General features: G+C 31.8%; 21 protein-coding genes. 5 read left to right on the top strand and 16 right to left on the bottom strand.

All coding sequences use genetic code 11. The features are described from left to right. Positions 1 to 177: 177 nt before the first annotated feature. The 8 genes from FJOH_RS15340 to FJOH_RS15305 form a co-directional block, all read right to left on the bottom strand. Positions 178 to 693 (bottom strand): hypothetical protein, encoded by a 516-nt coding sequence (locus FJOH_RS15340; RefSeq protein ID WP_012025018.1) that lies wholly within the window; start codon positions 691 to 693, stop codon positions 178 to 180. A 195-nt stretch (positions 694 to 888) separates the two neighbouring features. Further along, the gene (locus FJOH_RS15335; RefSeq protein ID WP_012025017.1) at positions 889 to 2,718 is read right to left on the bottom strand and encodes a BamA/TamA family outer membrane protein; all 1,830 of its coding nucleotides are present in this window, start codon (positions 2,716 to 2,718) and stop codon (positions 889 to 891) included. Positions 2,719 to 2,807: 89 nt separating this feature from the next. Beyond that, entirely contained in the window at positions 2,808 to 3,908 is a 1,101-nt protein-coding gene (locus FJOH_RS15330) for an AI-2E family transporter (protein ID WP_012025016.1), read from the bottom strand. Positions 3,909 to 4,020: 112 nt separating this feature from the next. Next, the gene (locus FJOH_RS15325) at positions 4,021 to 4,551 is read right to left on the bottom strand and encodes a mechanosensitive ion channel domain-containing protein (RefSeq protein ID WP_012025015.1); all 531 of its coding nucleotides are present in this window, start codon (positions 4,549 to 4,551) and stop codon (positions 4,021 to 4,023) included. Between the two features lie 10 nt (positions 4,552 to 4,561). Beyond that, positions 4,562 to 5,146: a Maf-like protein gene (locus tag FJOH_RS15320; protein ID WP_012025014.1), complete on the bottom strand. Its 585-nt coding sequence runs from the start codon at positions 5,144 to 5,146 to the stop codon at positions 4,562 to 4,564. Beyond that, positions 5,139 to 6,065: a geranylgeranylglycerol-phosphate geranylgeranyltransferase gene (locus FJOH_RS15315; protein ID WP_012025013.1), complete on the bottom strand. Its 927-nt coding sequence runs from the start codon at positions 6,063 to 6,065 to the stop codon at positions 5,139 to 5,141. Before FJOH_RS15315 ends, FJOH_RS15320 begins: the two co-directional genes overlap by 8 nt. A gap of 82 nt (positions 6,066 to 6,147) precedes the next feature. Continuing rightward, complete coding sequence (locus FJOH_RS15310) at positions 6,148 to 6,675, bottom strand: KdsC family phosphatase (RefSeq protein WP_012025012.1); 528 nt, start codon at positions 6,673 to 6,675, stop codon at positions 6,148 to 6,150. Next, a complete protein-coding gene (locus FJOH_RS15305) occupies positions 6,659 to 7,420 on the bottom strand; it encodes a Rossmann-like and DUF2520 domain-containing protein (protein ID WP_012025011.1) in 762 nt (253 codons plus the stop codon). The genes FJOH_RS15310 and FJOH_RS15305 overlap by 17 nt, the downstream gene beginning before the upstream one ends. A gap of 270 nt (positions 7,421 to 7,690) precedes the next feature. On the opposite strand from FJOH_RS15305, the gene ccsA reads away from it, so the two are divergent. After that, positions 7,691 to 10,915 carry a cytochrome c biogenesis protein CcsA gene (ccsA, locus tag FJOH_RS15300; protein WP_012025010.1) on the top strand — a complete coding sequence of 1,075 codons (3,225 nt, stop codon included), beginning with the start codon at positions 7,691 to 7,693 and terminating at the stop codon, positions 10,913 to 10,915. A gap of 57 nt (positions 10,916 to 10,972) precedes the next feature. Here ccsA and FJOH_RS26570 read toward each other — a convergent pair whose 3' ends face one another. Continuing rightward, complete coding sequence (locus tag FJOH_RS26570; RefSeq protein WP_012025009.1) at positions 10,973 to 12,358, bottom strand: alpha/beta fold hydrolase; 1,386 nt, start codon at positions 12,356 to 12,358, stop codon at positions 10,973 to 10,975. A gap of 73 nt (positions 12,359 to 12,431) precedes the next feature. Between FJOH_RS26570 and FJOH_RS15290 the strand changes: the two genes are divergently transcribed. The 3 genes from FJOH_RS15290 (at position 12,432) to FJOH_RS15280 (ending at position 15,066) form a co-directional block, all read left to right on the top strand. After that, positions 12,432 to 13,106 (top strand): ArsR/SmtB family transcription factor, encoded by a 675-nt coding sequence (locus FJOH_RS15290; RefSeq protein WP_012025008.1) that lies wholly within the window; start codon positions 12,432 to 12,434, stop codon positions 13,104 to 13,106. A gap of 150 nt (positions 13,107 to 13,256) precedes the next feature. Then, positions 13,257 to 14,012, top strand: coding sequence for a hypothetical protein (locus FJOH_RS15285; RefSeq protein WP_012025007.1), 756 nt, complete (start codon positions 13,257 to 13,259; stop codon positions 14,010 to 14,012). 73 nt (positions 14,013 to 14,085) lie between these two features. Continuing rightward, positions 14,086 to 15,066, top strand: a complete 981-nt coding sequence (locus FJOH_RS15280; protein ID WP_012025006.1) for a hypothetical protein — start codon at positions 14,086 to 14,088, stop codon at positions 15,064 to 15,066. 125 nt (positions 15,067 to 15,191) lie between these two features. On the opposite strand, the gene FJOH_RS15275 is transcribed toward FJOH_RS15280, so the two are convergent. Then, entirely contained in the window at positions 15,192 to 15,980 is a 789-nt protein-coding gene (locus tag FJOH_RS15275; protein WP_012025005.1) for an anti-sigma factor, read from the bottom strand. Then, on the bottom strand, positions 15,980 to 16,510 hold the full coding sequence (locus FJOH_RS15270) for an RNA polymerase sigma factor (RefSeq protein ID WP_012025004.1): 531 nt from the start codon (positions 16,508 to 16,510) through the stop codon (positions 15,980 to 15,982). The genes FJOH_RS15275 and FJOH_RS15270 overlap by 1 nt, the downstream gene beginning before the upstream one ends. A 736-nt stretch (positions 16,511 to 17,246) precedes the next feature. On the opposite strand from FJOH_RS15270, the gene FJOH_RS15265 reads away from it, so the two are divergent. Continuing rightward, a complete protein-coding gene (locus tag FJOH_RS15265; protein WP_012025003.1) occupies positions 17,247 to 17,834 on the top strand; it encodes a glutathione peroxidase in 588 nt (195 codons plus the stop codon). Positions 17,835 to 18,018: 184 nt separating this feature from the next. Here the strand turns inward: FJOH_RS15265 and FJOH_RS15260 are convergent, their stop codons facing one another. From FJOH_RS15260 to FJOH_RS15240, 5 genes are all read right to left on the bottom strand, one after another. Beyond that, positions 18,019 to 18,942 (bottom strand): AraC family transcriptional regulator, encoded by a 924-nt coding sequence (locus FJOH_RS15260; RefSeq protein ID WP_012025002.1) that lies wholly within the window; start codon positions 18,940 to 18,942, stop codon positions 18,019 to 18,021. 72 nt (positions 18,943 to 19,014) lie between these two features. After that, entirely contained in the window at positions 19,015 to 19,878 is an 864-nt protein-coding gene (locus FJOH_RS15255; protein ID WP_012025001.1) for a bestrophin family protein, read from the bottom strand. A 26-nt stretch (positions 19,879 to 19,904) separates the two neighbouring features. Further along, the gene (locus FJOH_RS15250; protein WP_012025000.1) at positions 19,905 to 21,215 is read right to left on the bottom strand and encodes a TolC family protein; all 1,311 of its coding nucleotides are present in this window, start codon (positions 21,213 to 21,215) and stop codon (positions 19,905 to 19,907) included. A 62-nt stretch (positions 21,216 to 21,277) separates the two neighbouring features. Further along, complete coding sequence (locus tag FJOH_RS15245; RefSeq protein WP_012024999.1) at positions 21,278 to 24,376, bottom strand: efflux RND transporter permease subunit; 3,099 nt, start codon at positions 24,374 to 24,376, stop codon at positions 21,278 to 21,280. A gap of 93 nt (positions 24,377 to 24,469) precedes the next feature. After that, positions 24,470 to 25,528 carry an efflux RND transporter periplasmic adaptor subunit gene (locus FJOH_RS15240; RefSeq protein ID WP_012024998.1) on the bottom strand — a complete coding sequence of 353 codons (1,059 nt, stop codon included), beginning with the start codon at positions 25,526 to 25,528 and terminating at the stop codon, positions 24,470 to 24,472. Positions 25,529 to 25,733: the final 205 nt, after the last annotated feature.

The following is a 25,733-nucleotide window of genomic DNA, read 5'->3' as shown; positions in this document are numbered from 1 at the left end:
GTTATAAATCTAATAAAACAAGTTTGTTCTGTTAATAAATAGCTTTAAATCATTGTGTTATGCTATTTATGCGAAAAGCTTACTGTTTTAACTAAAGTTATTAAAAATAATAGTTAAAAAAAAGAGAGTATCAATAATTTTGATACTCTCTTGCAGTTAAAACTTAGTAATTTGATATTATCTTCTTCCAGGACCTCCGTGTCTATGATCATCATCATGGTCATGTCTGTCGTGTTTTCCGTGGTGTTTATCATGTTTGTCATAATGTTTGTAATCTCTGTGGTCATGACGATCATTATATCCGTAAACTGGTCTTGGTTTGTAAGGTCTTTGCGGTGCACCGTGGTATCCTCTATAATATTTTACTTTATGACGGTCAAAATATACATAAGGAGTTCTTCCGTGGTAATCTGTTAAAACTACTTTGTATCCTCCGTATAAATCATAGTTTCTGTATTGTCTTGGCAAATAAGTTGTTCTAACCCATTTTCCTCTTCCGAAATAGATGAATTGTGATGCACGTACATCATAATAAGCCTCAATGTCTGGAAGATAATAATATTCCATTTCAGAATATCCTGCAGGTCCCCAAGCTGGAGGTGTTCCTATATTAACGTTAATTGATACCTGAGCTTGTGTGGCATTTGCAACCAAAAGAAATAATCCGGCGATTGCTATTTTTATTGTTTTCATCTTTTCTAAAATTTAAAATGTTAATCTTGTTTAGAGATTTTCATATACCGTGCCAAAAATAAAAAACAACTGCATTTCGTCGAATAAAATATGTGTTTTGTCGAGTTGAATAAAGGTAAGTTTATTGTAAAATATTGATTTTTAAAGTGTTTGTTGAGTCTTAAATAAATCAAAAAAAAATAAAAATATTTTTAATTATTTATATTCTACAATTCTTGGCTTTGCAAGTTCAAAATTTTGCAAACCATAATCTGTAGTTTCAAAAGTATTGGTTTTGAAAACATTATCACCCTGAAGCGGAATACTTGGATAGTATGACAGTGACAGCTGAAAGGAACTAAAAACCAAATAGTCATTACTGATTAATAGTCCTAAAGTTACTTTAGAATACGATTTGCTGTCAAACATTGCGCTGTTAGGATTTCCTAAAAAAGCAATAGAATAATTAAAAAACGGATTTAAACGAAATCCCCAAAGTGCATGCGGAGAATAGGTTTGAGTCTGCAAGGATAAAACTGTTTTACTTGTTCCGTATAATGCAGTCCTAAATCCTGCCAGACCGTTTTCTTCATTTACGTTAAGCTGATCTCCTATAATATCTTCGTGATTTGCTCCAACAACTACTTTTGGATTAACGAATTGTCGTAATTTCCAGTTTCCTATACTAAAAAGCTTAGTAAAATAATTGGCTTCAAATAAATAAGATGTCTGATACGTTTTTGATTCGTGAAAATAAGTTCCAGCTTCAAAATTCATACTTAAAAAACCTAAACGATAATAGTTTCCAAAAGAAAATTGTGCCCCGGCATAAGGTCTCCAGATATTATTTTTATACTGGTAGCCAAATGTAACTCCATAAATTCTTCCAATAGGAACGTCTTCAATCTGACCGTTTCTAAAAATATAGCTGTCTTTGATAAATTTACGTCTGTTAAGTCCAACGCCCATTAAGAGCAGTTTTTCATCAGAATAGAAATGGGTAGGATCATGTATAGAATCTGGCGATTCGCTGTAATTGACGTTTAAAAATCGCGCAGAAGTAATTAAATTAGTAATAGCTTCATTATCATCTTCATAAACCTTTGTGGCTTTACCAACCCATAAATCCTGAAAATTGTTTTTGAAAGTTTGAAAAGCAAACGATTGATCTGGTGCCTGCAGAGTATCTTTCCTAAAATTCTGGCCTACAAAAACACCGCCCGCCCATTTAGTCAGCGGAGAATAGAAATCCCTTTCAATATCAATACTTTTAGTATAATTATTATCTAAATCCATATTGTAGTGAAGGATGGTCGAGATATAGGTGTTTTTTATATTAGGAACGGTGTATGTAATATCGTTTCCATTTGCTCCATCATCAAACCTGTTTGTAAAACGATATTCAAGTTGTTGACCTGAACCAAAAAAATCTTTTTCTTTAAATCCTACAGAAACTCTGCTGCTGGATATTGAAAAACGCGGAATTGTACTCCAGGAATCCAAAACCCTGATGGTTACATCAACAGAATCTGAAGCCGGACTTGCCAGTTCGTTAGTAATTCGAACTGCTGTAACATATCTTTGGGCACGAATTAAACGCTCAGATTCCTGTACTTTATAAGTATCGTAAACACTGTTTCTTTTAAATAAAAGAAGATTATAGATGGCTATTTTCTTGGTTTTTAAATGCAGTCTGTTTCCGGTTCTTTCTCCCCAATTTTTTGGTTTTGCAGTTGTATCTGTAATGGAATATCCAAACGGATCGAGTGTAACAATATTTATATTTCTAATAATTTTGCCTTCATAATTTTGAGAATCAGTAGGTATAATAATTTCCTTTTTTTTAGGTCTTTTGGTTCTAAAAAGCAGTTTATGAAGTGTTTGCGTAAATTTATTTTTCTTAGAATAATTTTTAATCTTGGTGTAAATCTCCGTACTGTCTTTTTTGGGAGGATTTTCCTTTTTTGTTTTATCTGTCTGAGCGCAAATGCTTTGTAAACAAAAGCATAAGGAAATAAAAACAATTATTTTTTTATTTAGTAACATTCAGATCGGTTTAAAACTTTATTTTAAGGCAGATTATTCTATGAATTTAAGATAAATAACAGATATATTTAAATAATCAAGAGATTATTTTATTCCTGTGTTTTGGTTCTTCGGACTCTCCAGGCAAATTTTCGTGGAATATGATTTCCCATTAAATATCCCCATGGTTCAAGCGATTCAATTCTGTCAAATATGATTTTTAATATCGCTAAAAGCGGAATTGCGAGAAACATTCCGGAAATTCCGGCGGCGGCTCCGCCCACAATAATTCCCATAATTGAGACAAAAGCATTGATTTCTACTTTTGTATTTATAATTAATGGAACAAGCAGATTGTTATCAATAAACTGAACAATAATATTTACTATTAAAATTCCTAAAATCATCGAAATCTCGGCAGAACCCGTCAATGAAGCCAAAACAGTTATAATTCCGGCAACTAAAATTCCGATATAAGGAATAAGATTTAATATTCCGGTTATCAAGCCTAATAAGATAAAATATTTAATACCAATAATCCACAATCCTAAGCCGGTTAACACAGAAACAACGATCATTTCAATTATTAAACTAACAATGTAATTGTTTATAGAAACTTTGATTTGAGAAAGAATATCTTTTAAAACAGAATGGTTTTCTTTGCTTATAAGTTTCGCTAAAAACAGTTTAAAATGTTCTTTATAAATTAAGAACAAAAACGTATAAATTATAATAATAGTACTGTCTAAAAGGACATCGCTTATAGATATTATGGCTGATCCTAATTTTGCCTGGCCATTTTTAACTGAATCCTTTGTAACTGAGTCAAGATATTTTTTTTGATCTCCAATGCTGATCTCAAAATTTTCTCTGATAAACTTATGAATTTCAATAATAAATGAATTGGCGTTTTTCTTTATGGTATCAAAATCGTTAGCCATATAGGTAACCTGATAGGAAATAAACACTAAAATGCCCACAATAAAAGAGAGGAAAACAGCCATGCAGATTATTGCTGCCAGATGTCTTGGGAACTTAAGTTTTGTGTTTAAAAAAGTAAATATCGGCAGTAATAAAACAGCAAATAAAAATGCCAGTAATACGGGAGTTAAAATATCTTTTGCAATGCAGAAAATGTAAGCAAAAGAAATTAAACTTACTAAAATACAAGCAAGCTTTGCATAAAACGGCAGCTTTAAAGGTTGAGTCATTTTGGTGAAATTTTATAAATAGATATACAATTGGTAAAGCAAATATTATAATATAATTAAATTATAACGTTCCAGCTTTTTGTATATACTTTATAAAATTCCCATTCAAAAATTAGTCAAAAAATTCTTTCTCTTCGTAATGTGCAGGCATTATTGAAATTCCCTTTTGTAACAGGAGATTATTAGGGAAAATAATTTTTTCGCCTTCTTTAGTTCGTAAGCTTACATGAAAGGTGTTTATGTCTTCTATTTCGGCTTCAATTGGAAAATCTTTATCGTGAATTTTTATAGTATCGCCAATTCTGAAAGGAAATGAAAAAAACAAAATCATTCCAGAAGTTATATTGCTTAAAATAGACCATTGCGCAAACATGGCAACACCAATAACGGTTGCAATTGATGAAACAGTAATGAATATATCTTTTGTTTCTACTCCCCAAATTACAATCAAACTAATTGTTACCAAAATATTCATAAATACATGAGTGTATTTGATAACTAAATTAGTACGATGTTCTAATAAGTGGCTTGAGGCTGCAAAGCGGCGGATTAATTTGGCAGTAATCATTCGTAAAGCGACTAAAGCCAATAGAAGAATTATTGTAGCAAGTATTTCCTGAGTATATTCTTTTAAAGAAAACATAAATAAATTTTTACACTAATGTAGTCAAATATTCGTAAACTTTGGCTGTTGGAAGTCCCATAACATTGGTGTAAGAACCTTCGACTTTTGTAACTGCCATAAAACCAAACCATTCCTGAATGCCATAAGCTCCAGCTTTGTCGTAAGGTTTGTAGTTTTCGATATAATATAAAATACTTTCATCTGATAAATCTTTGAAAGTAACTTTTGTAACATCATGTAAAAGGGTAAAAGCAGTGTTAGTTTTAAAACAAACCGATGTAATAACTTCGTGAGTAGTATTCGACATTGATTTGATCATTTGAAAAGCATCTTCGGCATTTTTTGGTTTGCCTAAAGCTTTGTTCTGATGCCATACAATTGTGTCGCTGGTTACCAATATTTCATTTTCTTTTAATTCTCCTTCAAAAGCATTTGCTTTTAACTCTGCCAGAAAATTGGTTATTTCGACTGCTTTTAATTCAGGCGGATAGATTTCTTCTACATCTTTTAATCGAATTTCGAAATCAAGATCCAGATCTTTAAAAAACTGCTGTCTGCGAGGCGATCCCGAAGCCAGTATAATTTTATATTTTTTGAGTTTTTCTTTAAGCATTGTATTGGTGGTTTAAGCTGATTACTAAAATTGATAAAATTCCGAAGAACAAAATCAATTTTAAAATAGTACTTAAATGATGAAAATCCTTTTTTGTTTTAGCGCCGAATATCTTTACTATAAAATATAATAATGGTGCAAGAACAAAAACAAACGTATAAAACGTAACGATTAACAGATTATTTTGGAAGAAATATTTATTGATGTAAAGCAGCGATAAAATAAACGGAATTATAGTAAATCCCAACGCAATTTTAGCAGCTCTGTTTTTCCCAATAGCAATTGGCAGCGTGTTCATTCCCTGATTGTAATCGCCGTCCATGTCTTCAATATCTTTTACTATTTCGCGCACAAAATTGATCATAAAGGCAAACAAAGCATAATCAACCAATATTGAAAATAAGCTGGCCATTTGAGCCTGATTTTCGGTAGTTGTAGCAGGAAATAAATCAAATACACCAATAATTAAAACACTAATAGAAAGGAGTAAAGCAACTACAAAATTCCCCAGAATCATGATCTGTTTTAGATTAGTTGCATAAAAATAAAGAAGCGATGCAATAAAAATAAACAATGAAGCAAACATTGGCCTCATGATCACATTTGAAAGATAAAACCCTAATGCTACACCTGTAATGTTTAATCCTATATAAATATTGTACGCTCTGGTTTCAGAAATTCCTTTACCAACAACAACATTCTCTGGTTTATTGATAGTATCTGTTGGTACATCAAAAATATTGTTGATTACATAACCTGCTGCCGCAAGCAAAACTGTACTTAAAACCAAAAGTCCGTATTGCCAGTCAGCTAATGCCAAAGGAATATCCTGTTGTTTTAAAAAAGCATAACGAAATAAAACCTGCATAAAAGCAAGCATGAGTAGATTTTTATATCGAATTAGTTTTAGATATTTCATTTTTTGAGGTTCTGAGTGGCTAAGATGCTAAGGTTCTAAGTTTTTTAATTAACAATTAATCATTAACAATTCACAATTAGATTTAATCGTGTTTTCCGTTAAAATATTCCATCCATTTTCCCTGTACTTTCATCACCTGTTCGATAACGTCTCTTGCAGCGCCTTTTCCGCCTTTTACGTGCGAAATATAACGGCAGATGTTTTTAATTTCAGGAACTGCATCCTGAGGAGAAGCTGGTAAACCTACTAATTTCATTACATGATAATCCGGAATATCGTCTCCCATATATAAAACCTGTTCTGGTTTGATGTTGTTCGCTTCTGTATACTCTTTAAATGTTTTAACTTTATCAGGAGTTCCTAAATGAATATCAGTAATTCCTAAATTTTGAAGTCTTACGCGGACACCTTCGTTGCTGCCGCCAGAAATAATGCACACATTGTAACCGCTTTCTACAGCCGCTTTCATGGCATAACCGTCACGAATATTCATCGTACGAAGAATTTCTCCTTCTGTGGTTACAAAAACCGAACTGTCTGTAAGTACGCCATCAACATCAAAAATAAATGTTGTAATGTCGTTCATCATTTCTTTATAACTTTTTGCCATTATTCTGTATAGATTGTGTTAGTATTTTATAAATATTTTTTTGATTTTCATTGGTAATAAAATCCAAATGTGCATCGGTTGTAACCGAATCATGTCGTTTTGCGGGACCGGTTTGAGCGTCAACAGGATCTAATGTTTTAATTTTTTCGGCAGTTTCCTGAATTAAAGGTCTTAAAACTTCAAAAGGAACCTGATGTTCTTCGCATATTTCCTGACCAATCTGGTACAAATGATTGGTAAAGTTGTTTACAAAAACAGCGGCAACATGCAAAGCCTTTCTTTGCTCAGAACTTATGGAGAAAACAGCATTTGAAATACTTTTTGCTGTATTTTCTAAAATTGCATAATCATTGTGATTTTCAGTTTCTAAACAAATCGGAATTACTGAAAAATCAACTTCTTTGGTTTTTGAAAATGTCTGCAGGGGATAAAAAACGCCTTTTCTGTTTTTTGAATCTAAAATATCAATTGAAGTCGTACCTGAAGTATGAACAACCAATTGGTTTTCAAAAGGTAATTGACTTGAAACTTCTGAAATGGCATTGTCTGAAACGGAAATAATGTATAAGTCTGCTTCTTTTAATGCAGAAAATTCGGTTACAATTTTTTTTGAATCAAGAAGGTGAATTAAGGCTTCTTTTTTTCTCGAAAATGCCTGTACAATTTCGACAAGAGGATTTGCTGAAAAAGCTTTTATCAGATGCTGTGCGACGTTTCCGGAACCAATAATTGTGAGTCGAATCATACCCGCAAAATTAACATTATTTTTTCTAAAGAAAATATGGTATGGCTAAGTTTGACTACACATAACACAGATTAGACTGATTTATATGGTTTTATGTTTTATTTATTGCAGAAAAATAAAAGAAACTTAAAAAATAATCCATTAAATCTGTGTAATCTGCGGGCTTTTGTTATACCTGATTATTTGGTTTTTATTAACAAATAACATTTACCTCAAATCAACATTTTTAAGTATTTTTGTGGCACTTTTATACAATGTAATTCCTAAGAAATGGATAAAAAAATATTCTCTTTTTTGTTTTCTACACGATTAATGGCCGTTCTTTTTCTAACATTCGCAATTGCAATGGGTGTTGGAACTTTTATCGAAAGTAAATACAATACCGATACAGCCAGAATTTTAATTTATAATACTTGGTGGTTTGAGGCAATAATGCTGGTGTTTGTGATTAATTTCTTCGGAAATATCAAACGCTATCAATTGCATAAAAAAGAAAAATGGGCCACTTTATTACTTCACATTGCCTTTATTTTTATCATTTTAGGAGCTTTTATTACACGTTATATTAGTTATGAAGGAATGATGCCAATTCGCGAAGGTGCGGCAGAAAACCAAATTTATTCAGATAAAACATTCTTAACCGTTTTTGTTGACGGTGAATATAAAGGAGAAATGAAACGTAGAGTTTTTGAAAAAAGCCTGCTGCTTTCTCCAGTTACCAATAACGATTTTTCTATTGACGGAAAATTCGATCAGACTCCGTTTGAGGTTACCTATTCTAAGTATATAATGGGAGCCAAAGAGGTTGTAAAAGAAGATCCAAACGGAATTTTATATCTTAAATTAGTTGAAGCAGGAGCAGGCGGACGTGAAGAGCATTACCTGAAAGAAGGTGAAGTTCAAAACATTCACAATGTATTGTTTGCTTTAAATAAACCAACTGACGGCGCTATTAATATTAATACAACCGGAAAAGAATACACTATTCAGACTCCGTTTGAAGGTGAATTTATGCGAATGGCTGATCAGTTTAAAGGAAAAGTTACTAAAGATAATGTACAGCCGTTAATGATGCGTTCGTTATACAGTATTGGTGATATTCGTATCGTTTTTCCAGAACCGCCAATTAAAGGAAAAGTTGATTATGAATCAAATAATGACTTTAAAGCAAAATCTCATACAGATGCTTTGATTGTAAAAGTAAAAGCTGAAGGACAGGAAAAAGAAGTAATGCTGATGGGTTCTAAAGGAAGTATTGGAGAACCAAAAACAGTTAAAATAGGAAATATTGAGTATTCTTTATTCTACGGAAGTAAAGCGTATGTCTTGCCGTTTAAAATAAAATTAAACGATTTTATTGCAGACAAATACCCTGGAACAGAAAAAAGTTATTCTGCTTTTAAAAGTAAAGTAACAGTTCAGGATTCTACAGAAACTTTTGATGCAGATATTTTTATGAATCACGTTTTGGATCATAAAGGATATCGTTTCTTTCAGTCTTCATTTGATCCGGACGAAAAAGGAACTGTTTTATCAGTAAACCATGATTTTTGGGGAACTAATATTACTTATTTAGGTTATTTTCTATTATACATTGGTTTAATGGCAATTATGTTTACTAAACATTCTCGTTTTGGAGATTTGAAAAAGAAATTAGAAGCGATTCAAAAGAAAAAAGAAAAACTAATTAAAATATTGGTTTTATTTATTGCTTTAAATGGATTAAGTGGTTTTGCTCAGGAAGCGCCGCACGTTCACACACCGGGACACGTTCATGAACACGAACATAATCATAGTACAGATCCAAATGATCACGCTAATCATGTTACAGCACCGCCAAGTCAAAAACAATTAGACTCATTATTGAATATTTACAAAGCGCCAGAATCTCACGCAGCAAAATTTGGACGTTTGATTATTCAGGATGCTGGAGGAAGAATGAAACCTATTAATACGTTTTCATCTGAATTACTTCGTAAAGTAAGCCACAGTGATAAATATAACGGAATGAATTCTGATCAGGTTTTCTTGTCTATGACGCAATATGGGCAGGTTTGGATTCAGATTCCTTTAATTTATATTAAATCAGGAAACGATAGTATTCGTAAAATTATCGGAATTGATTCAAAAGATCAATATGCTCCTTTTATAAAATTCTTTGATCAGCAGGGAAATTATAAATTATCTCCTTATTTAGATGCAGCTTATAAAGCAGCAAATCCGAATAACTTTGAGAAAGATTTTGTTGAAACCGATAAAAAAGTAAACTTAATGGAATCTGCTTTAAGCGGCAGTATTTTGAAAATTTTTCCAATTCCAAATGACCCAAACCACAAATGGGTTTCTTACTTAGAGCGTGATAATAATAATTTTAAAGGAATGGATTCTACGTATGTAAAGCAAATCCTTCCGTTGTATTTTAGCGCTTTAAATAATGCTTCAATTTCAAAAAACTGGGATACTGCAGATCAATTAGTAGAAAGCATTAATGGTTTCCAGAAGAAATTTGGAGCTAAAGTACGCCCGTCAGAAGATAAAATAGATGCAGAGATTGCTTACAACAAATATGATGTTTTCAAAGTATTGCCATATTGGTATATTACAGCATCTATATTGATGTTAATGTTTACGATTTTAAACATTTTCTTCGAGAAAAAATGGCTTCGTATTACCGTTAATGGTTTCCATATTATTGTAGGATTGTTATTTGTTCTTCATACATTGGCATTAATTGCCCGCTGGTATATTTCTGGCCACGCTCCTTGGAGTAACGCTTACGAATCTATAGTTTACGTAGCTTGGTCAACGATGTTCTTTGGACTGGCTTTTGACAGAAAATCAAAATTAACTGTGGCTTCATCTGCGTTTGTTACCGCAATGATTTTAATGGCGGCTTATATGAACTGGATTGATCCTGAAATTGCAAACTTACAGCCTGTTCTTAATTCATATTGGTTAATGATTCACGTTGCCGTAATTGTAGCAAGTTATGGTCCAACAGCATTAGGAATGATTTTAGGTTTTGTTGCTTTAGTATTGATTTTCTTTACCAATGAGAAAAACAAAGCTAAAATGGATTTACATATCAAAGAAGTAAGTTACATTAACGAAATGGCCTTAACAATTGGTTTGATCATGCTTACAATTGGTAACTTCCTTGGAGGACAATGGGCAAATGAAAGCTGGGGTCGTTACTGGGGCTGGGATCCAAAAGAAACCTGGGCTTTAATCTCGATTATGGTTTATGCGTTTGTAATTCACGCACGTTTTGTACCTGCTTTAAGAGGAAAATGGTTCTTTAACTTAATGAGTATGTTTGCCTTTATCTCAATTTTGTTTACTTATTATGGAGTAAACTTCCACTTAGTTGGTTTACACTCTTATGCAAGCGGAGAAGCGCATTCATTAAACTGGATTTATTATTGTTTGGCAGTAATTTCAGTAATTGGAGCAGTTACATACCCAAAATACCGCAAATATTATAAAAAGAAATAGTATTCGACTTTAGATAAATAAAAAAGGTTCAACAATTAAGTTGAACCTTTTTTTATTTTACTTATTTACTCTTTTACTATCATTAGGAGTTTCGTTGCGGTCAAACATTCCATAGTCTCTCACCACATTAGCTATTCGCAGATGATAGTCTTTAAATATAAAATCTCTGCCATTTGATTGTGCATTTCTATGACTTTCCAGATTGCGCCATTTTTCAATAGCTTTTTCATTTTTCCAAAAAGACAATGATAGTATTTTTTCGGGATTAGAAATACTTTGAAATCTTTCGATAGAAATAAAGCCTTCTATTTTTTCTAATTCAGGTTTAAGACTTAATGCAATATCAAGATAGTTTTGTTTGTAAGCAGTATTTGGAATGACCTCAAAAATTACAGCAATATCGTGTTCTTTATCCTCCAAAGTATTTTTATTGTCTTTTAGGAAACTTAAAGTTTCGTTGTACAAATCATTTCTGCTTTTTTCTAAATGCATAACATGTGTTCCTTTTTGAATAACAACATATTTTTTAGATGCCGCATTTTCCAATGAAACAAACAAGCCTTCAGCATCATTATTATCAGGGTATTTATCCCATTCACCTCTTATAATCATTGTTTTTACAGTGATTTTTTTTGGATCATAATATGAGTTGTTATGTAATAAATCCTGAACGTCAGCTGAAGGCCCAGAAGGGAATCGAACAGTCACATTTTCAGATTTCAAAGTCAAAGGATCGCTTTTTTTCCAAATTTCTCCCCAAGATTCAAATATTTCCGGTTCTAATTGACATTCTCTGTTTACTGGTGTTAAACTCTTCATAGCACTTATACGCTGTTGCGGAGTCATTTCTTCGAATGAATTTGATATTTTTTCAAATTCTGTATTTTCATTTCTAGCTGTTATTGCAGCAAACAGAACTAATTTTTCTACGTTATCAGGAATTTTAGATGCGTATAAAGCAGCAACAGAACCTCCCCAAGAATGGCCAATTAAGTAAATCTTAGATTTACCAGTTTCTTTTAAAATAAAATCTACTGCTTTTTCTACGTCCAAAGAAACTTCAGCAGCTCTTCCAACAATCTTGTTTGACGGACTTTTCATTTCTGGATATCGGTCAGAATTTCCATAACCTAAAAAATCTAATGCATAAACATTATATCCATTTTCAGATAAATTTTGCATCCAGGAAGAATTATTCATTTTAAAACCAAATGAAAGTTCAGCAGGAAATGATGATCCATGAAGAAAAAGAACAGGATAATCATTAGAAGTCTTTTGTGGAATTATATGGTTAATTGCAATTTTGAGTTCGGGAATATGGCTTTGAATTTTTAAAATTTCCATTGAATCTGAGTTTTTTGAATTTAAAATTTTAGTGTTGTTTTGAGCATTTATTAATGAAGTTAAAAACATAAACACATGCAGAATAGTATTTTTTTTCATTGTATTTTTTTTACAAAAATAAAATTGGAATAACTTTGACAGTTAAATAGAAACTTAACTATGATTGCAGGGTATGAATAATGAAATTAGCAGAATAAGTACAATAATAGGTGACCCGGTGAGATCAGTAATTTTATGGACACTATTAGATAATAGGGCGTATACGGCAATTGAACTTGCTAATGTTGTTGAAACATCACCGCAAAATATCAGCATTCATTTATCTAAACTAGTAAATGCTGACTTACTGACTGTTGAAAGCCAGGGAAGACACAAATACTACAAGTTATTAAATCCCGAAATTGCTGGTGTCATTGAAGGAATTGCAAATTTAGTTCCCAAAGAAAGACAAAAAAATGTGACGGATAATAATTCTGGAATTAAATATTGCAGAACCTGTTATGACCATTTAGCAGGAAAAATTGGTGTAGAAATTACAGCGAAATTAATAGATAAAAAATATATTGTATTAGATAATAAGGCTTTTTTAGTGACAGAAGAAGGGAAAAATTTTTTCAACAATCTGGGAATAGATCTTGAAGCATTAAAAAAACAAAAAAGAATTTTCGCAAAGCCCTGTCTTGATTGGAGTGAACGAAAACATCATTTATCGGGTTCATTGGCGGCAGCACTTTTAAACAAAATGTTTGAGATGGACTGGATCAGAAGAATAGATAATTCCAGAGCTGTATCGATAACAGCAAACGGACAAAAAGCGTTATATGATAAGTTGAAGTTAATCGTATAATTTTAATTTAAAACTTTTTAAAAAGAAGGAAAAAACTTATATTTTATTTACTTTTGCAAAGTATTAAACCAATGTAAGTTTATCAATGAATACTCAAAAACCTATTTTAGTAATTGTAGTTCAAGGTGAAAAATTTTTTAATTATTAAAAATGAATCTTATTATACCAGAAATAATCAGAGAAGCTAGAATAGATAGATTAGATATTGATTGGAATGAAGAAAATTTTAATAGATATATCCATTTACTTGTAACAAATTGCTACTTAGAAGAACAAATTTCAAAAATTAGTTATAAAGGCTGTATTTCATTAGCTGCTTCATTAAGTGAATGGAATTATTGGTATCTTAATTCAGATAAAAGATCAGAAATTTTTGTTCCAGTTATTAATGCATTATGGGCCAGTGTAATTGATCCAGTATATTTAAAAAGTTTTTACTTTCACTATGCACCAGAAATTGAAAATTCAAAAACTCCAATAGAAGTAAATCTAGCTATCTTGAGTTTTTTATTAGAACAGTATACAGATAAAAAGTACATGCCTTCTTTTACAACTAAGTGCTTAATAAACTTAATAGTTTTTACACAAAATTTAATTCCGCATAAACGAATATTTAATAAATGGTTATCCGAATCAATTTACAAACTTCTTGAAACTTTTCCTTTGCAATATTATGCAGATATAACTTTAAAAGGTGGTGATATGTTTTATGATTCCTATGAAGAAAAATCGATTCCTCGTGATTTTTTTTTCGAAACTTCATTCATTTATAATAATACAGAATCAATAAAATTATTAAATCAATTTTTAGGATCATTAAATTGGAAAACGAATCAATTCTTATCATCACCAAACGAAGTACTTCAAAAAGGATTTAAAGGGAATGTACCCTATTTTATCCAATAGGTTTAATATAAAGAAGGAAAAAACTTATATTTTGTTTACTTTTGCAAAGTATTAAACCAATGTAAGTTTATCAATGAATACTCAAAAACCTATTTTAGTAATTGTAGTTGAAGGTGAAAAATTTTTTAATTTTTTTAAAAATGAAGTTGAAAAAATCTGGCCTTCGCATTCCATATATTTTTTAGAAAATTATTCTGGACAGGTTTTATATAAGTTTAATTATCCTGCTAATACTGATCTTTTAGACTTTCCTTATATTACTGAACCTTCATGGAAAAATTATAAAGAAGATATTGGATATGTATGGCATCTTGAAAATATGGAAGTTGTAAAAACAGATTACAGCAATACAGCGATTCTTAAATCAGCAGAAAAGATTATTTTCATGTCTCCATATTTGTGTCAAGTTGATGCAATTGCATTTGAAATACTTATAAACCAAACTCTTGGTAAAGCAGATAAACCTTGTTTATATTGCAGTGCTGAAAGTTTTGATAGAGAAAAAATTAAGCTTTCTATGAAAAATCCGGTCGCTGTAACTGATGATTTTTTTCAGGATAGTGTAAGATTTTATACTGCCAAACGCTTTTTTGAATATAATTTTAATTTTAACTCTTGTGTTCTATTTAAACCAGCTTTACAAAAAGCCGGCATTTTGAATAGTGATTTTGTTTTTACCAAATATGTTTTTCAGATTTTCTACGCACTAAAAAATAAATCTGATTTCAGCTTCGATGATATGTTTGATATGATATACTATTGGAAAGGTACAGGTTTATATCCAGAAGCCTCAAGTTTTTATTCAGATACTATAGTTCAAAACTTAATTGACGCCGGATTAATAGAAGATAATGGAAATGGTACAGAAGATAACAAACATTATGATTTTACTGAAAAAGGAAAAGCTTTATTTAAGTTTATTAATCCAGAATGCTGGGATATAGATATGCTGGGAAAATTAATAGTATGGCAGCAAAACTGGCCGGAATGTAAAAGAGAGATGGAAGATTATTTAGTGCAATTTTTTAGAAAGCAAATGGAATTTAATGGGTAACAGAATAATGGCCTTGGCTATTCTTAAAAGTAAAGTTCCGTTCATAATTATGATTTTTGGTTTATAAAAAAAGCACATATTAAAATTAATTAATATGCGCTTAAATTTTATAATTAAGTTCGTTTTTAAACTTTTCCTAAAGTGTATAATTGTTCCATTGTAGGCGTTGGACTTCCGCCTGCAGGTTCTAAAGTAATCCCGAAAGCTTCTGCAGAATCTGTCTGGCTTACAGCAAAGATTTTTTGAGAATTTCCTTCAAAATTATCCAATAAACCAATACTTGTTGGCGTAAGAACCGGACTAAGCTTTAAAGACCAAACCTGATAAACCATTCCTTTTGGCGGTGTTGGTAAACCCGCAGCATCAATATAAGTTGTTTTTGTCTGCTTGTTCCAGTACACTTTTGCAAAAGATGTTGGAGAAACCGCCTGACCACCAAGTGTTACGCCAGTATTTTTAATATCTCTAACGATACTTAGGTTTTTCTCAGTCTGCTTATTCTGCTGATCTAAGAACGCGTATTCTCTTTGAATTTTATTTTTCTCACTTCCAACTGTAGAAATAGCTTGTTTTGTTTTTGTCAGTTCTAAAGTCTGGTATCCAAAACCTAACAGTAATAACACCGCAGCTGCCCAGCCCACATATTGTGTCCAGTTTGACGTTGGTTTCAACTCAACTACTTTGCCATGTTTAAGTTCTAAACGCGCTTTAATTTTTTCAAAATTTTCAACAGAGTGGAAAGGAGCAAAGCTGGATGATAAAGCTACAATGGCTTTTTCTATCGCAATAATTTCCTGATCTACATCTTTATTATTCTTAGCCAGTTCGGCTATTTCCAGATTCTCCTTTTCGGTTAATAAACCGTAAACATAAAGTTCTAGAATTCCTGATTCAATATATTCTTGTGCTTCCATTATATTTTTAGATAATTTCTTAAATCGTTAATACAGTTTCTGTTTTGAGTTTTGATAGTTCCCAGTGGCAGTGCCAATTCTTCTGAAGCTTCTTGCTGAGTATATCCTTTAAAAAATAACAAATCAATTATTTCGATACATTTTGGTTTCAGTTTTTTTACGAACTCCTGAATACCAATTGTATCAATTCGATTAGTTAATTTATTACTGTCATCTAACAGATTTACGAAATTATCTGAGGAAAGGTTTTTTTGGCTGTTATTAAAATTTTTAGATCTCAGCTTGTCAATAGACGTATTCCTAGCTATATTAAGGATCCAGGTGTAAAATCGGCCCTTGCTTTCATTATATGAATCGATGTTTTTCCAGATTTTTACAAAAACTTCCTGCAAAACATCTTCGGCTTCTTCACGATTTTTTATTAGAACATTAATAACTGAGAATAAACTTTTAGAGTACATATCGTACAAATGGGTAAAAGCTCTTTCGTCTTTTTTGTAAATTAATACTAACAATTCTTCTTGACTCATAGATTTGGATTTAAAGCTTAAACAAAAATTTATCGAACATATTTTTATAACCTGAGATAAAGATAATTCATTTTTTTGTGAAAAATACTATTTTTTTAGTAGCCAAAAACTTAGGAAAATTAAGGCTTGAGAAAAAAAAGTAAAAAAAAGTGCAATTTTTTTTACTTTTTTTAAATCCAAAAGCAAACCTCTTACGTATATAACCTTAGAAATGAAAATGATAATTAAAACGTTCTCGAATTTCTTAAAAAAGTATTTATGATCAGGATAGAAAATTTGAAAATATTAATTGTTGGTTTAACAGCCGTTTTATCATTAATTAATTTTAGCAATAGTGATTTTAAAAACGAAATCACAAAGAAGGTTGCATTGCATTTGAAATTTTAGAAAAAGATATTGAATAGTTGATGTCCTCGGACTTCCAACTGAAAATTATAATAAATTACACATTTTCCAAAGAAGAAATTTTCCACACATACACGCCATAAATAAATTGAATAAGTGTGATTTAAATAAAAGAAAATGATTTTCAATATAACCGGGGCATCAACTATAATTTACAATATATAAAGGTAACAATCATTAATTCATGGTTTGATTTGTTTGTATGGGGGGAAGCCTGGCGTCTGATTAACGCCAGGCTTCAATTTTTATTTAACTTATTATTAATAAAAATAAAGACTTCAAAATCATACGCCTGAAATACTTTTTAATTAATTTTATAAAAAATTATACAATGAAAAAAATACTATTTATAGCTTGCAGTGCCATTTTTTTTATAAGTGCACAAGCTGAGGCTCAAACAAGCAAGAATAAATTATCTAAATCAGATAAGGCTATGGCAAAAGAAACAATTTACCAGTTTAAAGTAGAAGATTTATCAGGAGACACTTTTGATTTTGCGTCTTTAAAAGGCAAAAAAATCTTAATTGTAAATACAGCATCAAAATGCGGTTTAACGCCTCAATACAAAGATCTTGAAGCTGTTTATAAAGAATACAAAGATAAAGGATTTGTAATTGTTGGTTTTCCTGCAAACAACTTCGCATCGCAAGAGCCTGGAACAAACAAAGAAATTGAAACTTTCTGCCAGCAGAATTACGGTGTAACTTTTCCTATGATGAACAAAGTTTCTGTAAAAGGAGATGATATGTGCGATGTTTACAAATTCCTGACTCAAAAATCTAAAAACGGTTTACAGGATTCTGAAGTTGAATGGAATTTTCAAAAATACCTGATTAATGAAAAAGGTGAATTGGTTAAAGTAATCAAACCTAGAACTCTAGTAACAGAGCCAGAAGTAATTAATTGGATAAAAAGCTAAATTAAAACTATCTAAACCGAAAAAATCCACAAATTTGAGTTTGTCAAATTTGTGGATTTTTTTTTAGTTGGTAAGGTACTGAGGTTCTAAGGTACTAAGCTACTAAGGTTTTATTTTTTATGTTCAAAATGACACAATCAGCAGAAAAAAGCTCAGAACCTTAGTACCTTAGAATCTCAGTACCTTAATTAACATAGAGTAACTGATATTGTTTCGGTGTAATTCCTTCGTGTTTTTTAAATAATCGTATGAAATAATTCGCATCTTCAAAACCAGATAAATAACAAACCTCGTTTATTTGAATTCCAGGATTTCTAAGCAGTTTTTTGGCATGCTTTATTTTTTCATTTAAAATATATTCAATCGGGCTCATGCCTAATTCTCTTTTGAAAAAGCGATAGAATGATGTAGTACTCATACAGGCTTTTTCGCTTAGGATTTTTAGATTTATATTTTCTTTTAAATTGAGCCTTATAAATTCTGTTACTTCATAAATTGGATTATTGGACTGAATTACAATGCCTTCGTCAATAGATTTTGCAGTTTGTGTCTGGATAATTCTAATTAATAATTCCTGTAAAGTTAAATCGGCAAGAGCATCTTTTGTTATCGATGTACTCATACATTCTTTTATAAGTTTGTTGATCGTTGCGGCAAGATCAACATTATTATAAAAGAAATAATTCTGATAGTTTAACTGCCAGAAGGCATCAGTTCCTTCTTTTGGATAACGCTCGTTTAAGAAGTTTAAAGTTTCATTAATTTTAGTATTATCAATAGCTAAAGCGAGACATTGAGTGGGATTTTCTCTGGATGCTTCTGGAAAATCGATTTTCATTTCGATATTGGATGGAACAACTACAGTTTCTCCCGGAAGGTAATCAAAAGCGGGTTCATCAAAAAGATGCATGATTTTTTTACCGCGAAGCATACTAGTTACCACAAAATCATTGAATTTAAGCGGTACAAGATTAGACGATTCGTAAGTCTCAAAAAGATTTAATTCGCATTGATTAAGCGTATAAACGCTCCTGTTTTCAACAAGTGTTTTTAATGATTTTTCATTTGATAAATGAGGCGGATTTATTAAAACACGTTGATTATGCATTGCCGTTAAATTTAAAGTGGAAACTCTAAATTTAATAAAAATATGTTTAGAAAATTATGATTTAACGTTTTATTAAATCAGCTCTTCGATGTGTTTTTTAATGTTTTCAGAAATCTTTTTGGTTGGAAGATCATTTTCGTCATCTCCAAAAGGATCTTCGATTTCTTCTGCAATAAGTTCCAAACTTGCTAAAACATAAAATATAAAAACAACAACCGGTGCCACTAAATATCCTAAACTTACAGAATATCCAAAAGGAAGTGTCATGGTATAAAAGAAGATAAACTTTTTAATAAAAGCACTGTAAGAGTAGGGAATAGGCGTATTTTTGATGCGCTCGCAGGCACCGCATATATCTGTAAAAGCAGTTAATTCTTCGTTTAAAGTAATAAGCTGATCGCCGGATATTTTTTTAGCATCATACAAATCGTTGATTTTATGATACATTATTCTTTTGAGCTGATTGGGTTTATGCTTATGCTGATCAATTTCTAATTCAACATCTTCAAAAAGCTGTTTGCTGGTATCGGCATCTTTTAAATGTTTATGCAGGATATCAGCGTATAATGGAATATATTTTCTGAAAAAGTTTCTGTCGTTTTCATCTTTTAAAACTGCCGAAAGTTTAATAGCAAGATTTCGGCTGCTGTTTACAAGACCTCCCCAAAGTTTACGGCCTTCCCACCAGCGGTCATAGGCCGTATTGGTTCTAAATACAAGCAATAACGAAATTACAAAACCCAGCATTCCGTGCATAATGGGAATGTTGTGAATATAATCGTTTTTATTAACTTTAAAATAATGAATTTCAAGATATCCTACTAAGGCAGAGTAAATCCCGATGGCAATCATTATGGGAAATAATTTTCTAACGGTATCTGACTTGTGAAAATGGAATATAAATGTAAACCAGTCTTTGGTATTATATGAAATCATCTAAGTTTGTTTTGAACAAATTTAGTTTAAAAATTAATATTTCCTGCCAATTCTTTTAATGCAATTTCAGATAGCTTTGCTTCGTATTGTGCGTTGCTGTAGCGTACTTTTGCATTCACATAATTGAGTTGTGCCGTTCTAAAATCGATAGTTGTAATTGTTCCTATTCTAAATTTATCTAAAGTAATTTCTAAGTTTTGCTTAGCGATTGCTTCGTTATTTTCTTCCAGATCTATTAACTCTAAATTGGTTAAATAGGTTTGAAAAGCAGTACTTAATTGTGTATTTAATATTGAAGTTTGTTGTTCAACAGCAATTTTTGAGTTTTCAATTTGAAGTTTAGCAACTTTTTCATTTCTATGCTGATTAAATCCATCAAAAATGTTCATGCTCGCATTAAAACCATAATTAAAACCTCTGGAAGATGTTTCGCTGGTAAAACCTAAACTAGACTGGCTCTCGGCAAAATTATAACCAGAAGTTAATCTTAAAGTAGGATAACGGTCTGCTTTTACTTGTTTAAGCTGCAGTTCGGCAATTCTTTTGCTTATTATCTGTGATTCTAATGCCGGGTTTTGTTTTTGTGCAAGATCCATCAAATCTGCTAAAACAAGTTTATTGTCTACATTAACCTCATCAGTCACCTTAAAATGAATCTTTGGATCACGAGCCAGATATTGATTCAACAATATTTTAGAATTTGCATAGGATTCTTTTTGTCTTAATAATGCAACCTGATCTGAATTTAAATCAACCTGAGCATTTAAAACTTCTAATTTTGAAGCTTTTCCAATTGTAAAACGATTTTGAGCTAATTCTAATCTTTGTTTAGAAATTACAATTGTTGTGTCTAAAGCCGCTAATTGCTGTTGCTGCTGTACTAAATCGTAATAAGCTGAATTTACCTGACCAATTTTAACCAATATGATTCTTTTTAATTCAGAATCACCTAATTTTTGTAGCTCTTTTAACTGATCTAATCTGGCAAACATTTTTAATCCGTCAAAAATAGTCCACCCAAGACTTACTCCATAATTTAAACTATTGTTTTTGGCATTGTTTAAAGATGTCGAAGTTCCATCCTGACGCGTTTGAGATGAATTTGTTACACTATTGTTGTCTGTAACAGAAGCAGTTGCTGTAGGCAGCATTCCGGCATTTCCAACAGTAACATTGGTTTCGCTTATTGTAGAGTTGTTTTTAGCAATTTTGATCTCAAAATTGTTCTCTAAAGCGATTTTCATGGCATCTTCAATAGTTAAAACTTCTTGTGCATTTGTTTTAAAAACACACAAAAGAATAATTAGTAAAGTGCTGTATAGTTTTTTAATATTCATATTTGTTTTCTTTGACTTGAAAATCACGAATTTTAGAGTAAAATTCGTGATTTTTTGGACAATTATTTGATACTTTCTTTTTCGTATTCGTCGATACGATCAAATTCAGGATAATGTTTTCTTGCTTTAGACCACATAAAGTAAATCGCCGGAATAACAAAAAGTGTTAATGCAAGAGAGAAAATAGTTCCTCCAACAATTACAACTCCCATACCAATTCTACTGGTTGAAGCTGCTCCAAGCGACATAGCAATTGGAAGTGCTCCTAATGCAATGGCTAAACTGGTCATTAAAATTGGACGTAAACGCGCTTCAGATGCTTCAAGAATAGCTTCCATTTTTGGTTTTCCCTGTTCGCGTAACTGATTGGCAAATTCAACAATTAAAATACCGTTTTTGGTTACCAGACCAATAAGCATTACAGTACCAATCTGACTGAAAATATTCCAGGTTTGATTGAACAGCCATAATGAAAATAAAGCACCTGCAACGGCCATTGGCACTGTTAAAATGATAATAAACGGATCGATAAAACTCTCAAATTGTGCTGCAAGAATCAGGAAGATTAATAATAAAGCTAATCCAAAGGCGAAAGATGTATTCGAGCTGCTTTCTACGAAATCTCGTGATTCTCCCGCTAAATCGGTTGTGAAACTTTCATCCAGAACTTTAGCTTTAATTCGGTCCATTTCCTGAATTCCTTCTCCTAAGCTTTTTCCTGGAGCCAGACCTGCAGAAACAGTAGCCGACATATAACGGTTGTTGTGGTATAATTGAGGCGGATTACTCTGCTCATAAACTTTAACTACGTTATCCATTTGAATCAATTCACCATTTTTGTTTTTCACAAACATCGAAGTCAAATCTAACGGCTTCGATCTGTCTTTTTGGTCAAACTGCCCAATAACCTGATATTGTTTTCCGTTTTTAATGAAATATCCAAAACGCTGTCCGCTTAGGGAAAGCTGTAATGTCTGTGCAATGTCAAGAATAGAAATTCCTAAACTTTCGGCTTTTGCTCTGTCAATAGTTACGTTGATCTCTGGTTTATTGAATTTTAAGTTAACATCAGTAGTAGAAAACACATCACTTTTACCAACTTCATTCATAAAAACAGGGATTTTCTCTCTTAATTTATCAAAATTTGGGGCCTGTATAATATATTGAATTGGCAAACCGCCTCGTCTGTTAACTGCAATTGTTGGCTGTTGTGTTACAGAAGTTTTAGCATTTGGATATTGCTTAGTCCATTTGGTTAATTTATCAGCAATTTCTTTTTGCGATTTTTCTCTTTCATCAACATCTTTTAATGTAAGTCTAACCAATCCGCTGTTTACAGAGTTTGAACTGAATCCTGGAGAAGTAATCACCAGACTCACTTTTTTCTCCGGAATAGAATCATCAATTAATCTTGAAATTTCCTGCATAAAACGATCTGTATACTCGTATGAAGACCCCTCAGGAGTTGTCATACGCATGGTTACAGAGCTTCGGTCATCATAAGGCGCGGTTTCTTTTGGAAGAATAGTAAAAAATAAATAAATCAATCCAAAACAAGCAATTAAGATTGGAAAACTAATCCATTTTCGATCCATGAATTTCGTTAATGCCTCGGCATAACTGCTGTTCATTTTTTCAAAAAACGGTTCGGTTTTAATATAGAATTTAGATTTTTTTTGTTCGCCGCCTTTCATCAAATACGCATTCAGCATTGGCGTTAAAGTCAAGGATACAAAGGCGGATATTAATACGGCTGCACCAATTACAACCCCAAATTCCCTAAAGAGTCGTCCAACGAAACCTTCAAGGAAGATTACTGGTAAAAATACTGCAGCGAGAGTTACAGATATCGAAATTACAGCATAAAAAATCTCGTTTGAACCCTTAATTGCGGCTTCAATAGGCGACATTCCTTCTTCGACCTTTTTAAAGATATTTTCTGTAACTACAATTCCATCATCTACAACCAGACCGGTTGCCAATACGATAGCTAATAAGGTTAATACGTTGATAGAGAATCCAAAAAGCCACATAATAAAGAAAGTAGCAATTAACGAAACCGGAATATCAATTAAAGGCCTGAAAGCAATTGCCCAGTCTCTAAAGAACAAATAAATAATAATAATAACCAGAACGATAGAAATTCCCAAAGTTTCAGCAACTTCAAGTACAGATTTTTTTACGAAAATGGTATTATCAAGTGCAATATTTAGTTTGATATCTTTAGGAAGATCTTTCTTTAAAGTTTCGTACTTTTTGTAGAATTCTTTTGAAATATCTAAATAATTGGCTCCCGGCATTGGTACAATAGCAAGACCAATTAATGGAAGTCCTGACTGACTTAGTTTGGTTTCTAAATTTTCCGGTCCTAATTCAGCACCTCCAATATCGCTTAAACGAACAATTTTATCACCGTCAGTACGAATAATAATATTATTGAATTCTTCTGGTTTAGAAAGATTTCCAACAGTTTTTACGGTTAATTCAGTGTTGTTTCCGGTTAACTTTCCAGAAGGTAATTCAACATTTTGGGAATTTAATGCCGTACGAACGTCAGCTACGGTACAGCCATAAGCAGAAAGTTTTGCTGGATCAATCCATAAACGCATTGCATAACGTTTTTGTCCCCAGATTTGAACCGCACTGACTCCTGGAATTGTTTCTAATCGCTGTGAAATAACGTTTTCTGCATAATCACTTAATTCTAATGAACTTCGTGTGTCACTTTGAACCGTCATCGAAATAATGGCATCACTATCAGCATCAGCTTTTGAAACAACCGGAGGAGCATCAATATCCTGCGGTAAGCTTCTAATTGCCTGCGAAACTTTGTCACGCACGTCATTTGCGGCTTCTTCTAAATCTTTATCAAGATTAAACTCGATAGTAATGTTACTGCTTCCCTGATTACTTGAAGAAGTTATATTTCGAATTCCGTCAATTGCATTTACTGCTTTTTCAAGAGGTTCTGTAATTTGTGACTCAATAATATCAGCATTTGCTCCGGTATAATTGGTTCTAATTGAAACCTGTGCCGGATCGATCGAAGGAAATTCTCGTACGCCGAGAAAAGTGTAACCAATAAAACCGAATAAAATAATTAATAAATTCAGTACGATGGTTAAAACAGGTCTTCTTATACTTGTAGTTGATAAACTCATGTGTAATTTTAGATTTTAGATTGTCGGTTATAGATTTCAGATTTATTGCTAAATCTTACTGCTATCTTTAAATCTATATTCAAGTCTTTATGACTATTTTACTTTAACTTTAATTGGTGCTTCGTTTTTTAATGACATAACACCGCTTGTGATTAAAGTATCTCCAGCTTTTAATCCTGATAAAATTAGAATTGAAGAATCGGTTCTTGTTGTAGCATCAACCATAACTTCCTTTGCTTTGCCATTATCAGCAATAAAAACTTTTTTACCGTCTTGTATTGGAATAATAGCTTGAGAAGGAACAACTATAGCATCTTTAATAATGTTTAAAGGTAATTTGATGTCGGCAAAAGTTCCAGGGAAAAGTTTTCCGTCGGTATTGTCGGCAATAGCACGAATCTGCAGTGTACGGGTTGCAACAGCTACCTCTGGTTCTATGGCATATATTTTTGCTGTATAGGTTTTATTTGAACCCGAAACCGTAAAATCTATAGTAGATCCTGATTGTACCTGCGAAGCATATTTTTCAGGAATAGAGAATGTAATTTTTAATTTTCCTGTGTTTACTAATTTTGCTACCAAAACAGTTGGTGTAATATAAGTTCCAGGTGAAATAGAACGAAGACCAATTTTTCCTGAAAATGGTGCTTTTACAGATGTTTTAGATATTTGTGCTCTTATTAATTGGCTTTGTGCCTGCGCAGAAGCATGGTCTGCTCTAGCAACATCGGCTTCTTCCTGGCTGATGGCTTCTTTTTGAAGTAAAAGTTTAGCTCTTCTTTCATTTTCTGCAGCTAAGCCTTCTTTAGTTACAGCTTGTCTTAACTGCGCTTTTAATTCGATATCATTTACTTTAAAAAGTACCTGACCTTTATTCACATAAGTTCCTTCATTAAAATAAATACCTTCTACAATTCCAGAAACTTCGCTGTGAATTTCAATTTGTTCATTGGCTTCGATAGAACCAGATAATGACAAATTATTATCAAAAGTAGTAGTTTGAATTACTAATCCTGTTACTGTCGTTGGTTTGTCTTTGTCGCCAAATTTTTTTGATTCGTCGTTCTTTCCTTTGTTGGATATTATTCTATACGTAATAAATCCTCCTAAAACGATGATTATCAAGGCGTAGATTAGATGTTTTAATTTCATAAAAATTTAGGTGAATGTGTGTTTTGGTGTATGTTTTTGCAACTGGCAAATTTAACTTTTTGCGTTGAAACCGAAAGATGTTAGCTTTTATTTAACATTTGGATTGCAATAATTTCAAATTGTATTTAGTATGCATAGTTGTAAAGAGTTTGCTTTTAGATATTGGTTTTAATAAAAGGTTTAAAAGCAAAATGTTGTTTTTTTA

Origin of the sequence: Flavobacterium johnsoniae UW101, from assembly GCF_000016645.1 — a bacterium.
Taxonomy (GTDB): Bacteria; Bacteroidota; Bacteroidia; order Flavobacteriales; family Flavobacteriaceae; genus Flavobacterium; species Flavobacterium johnsoniae.
The sequence above is the reverse complement of the archived record's forward strand: the minus strand, read 5'-3'. Positions and strand labels throughout refer to the sequence as shown.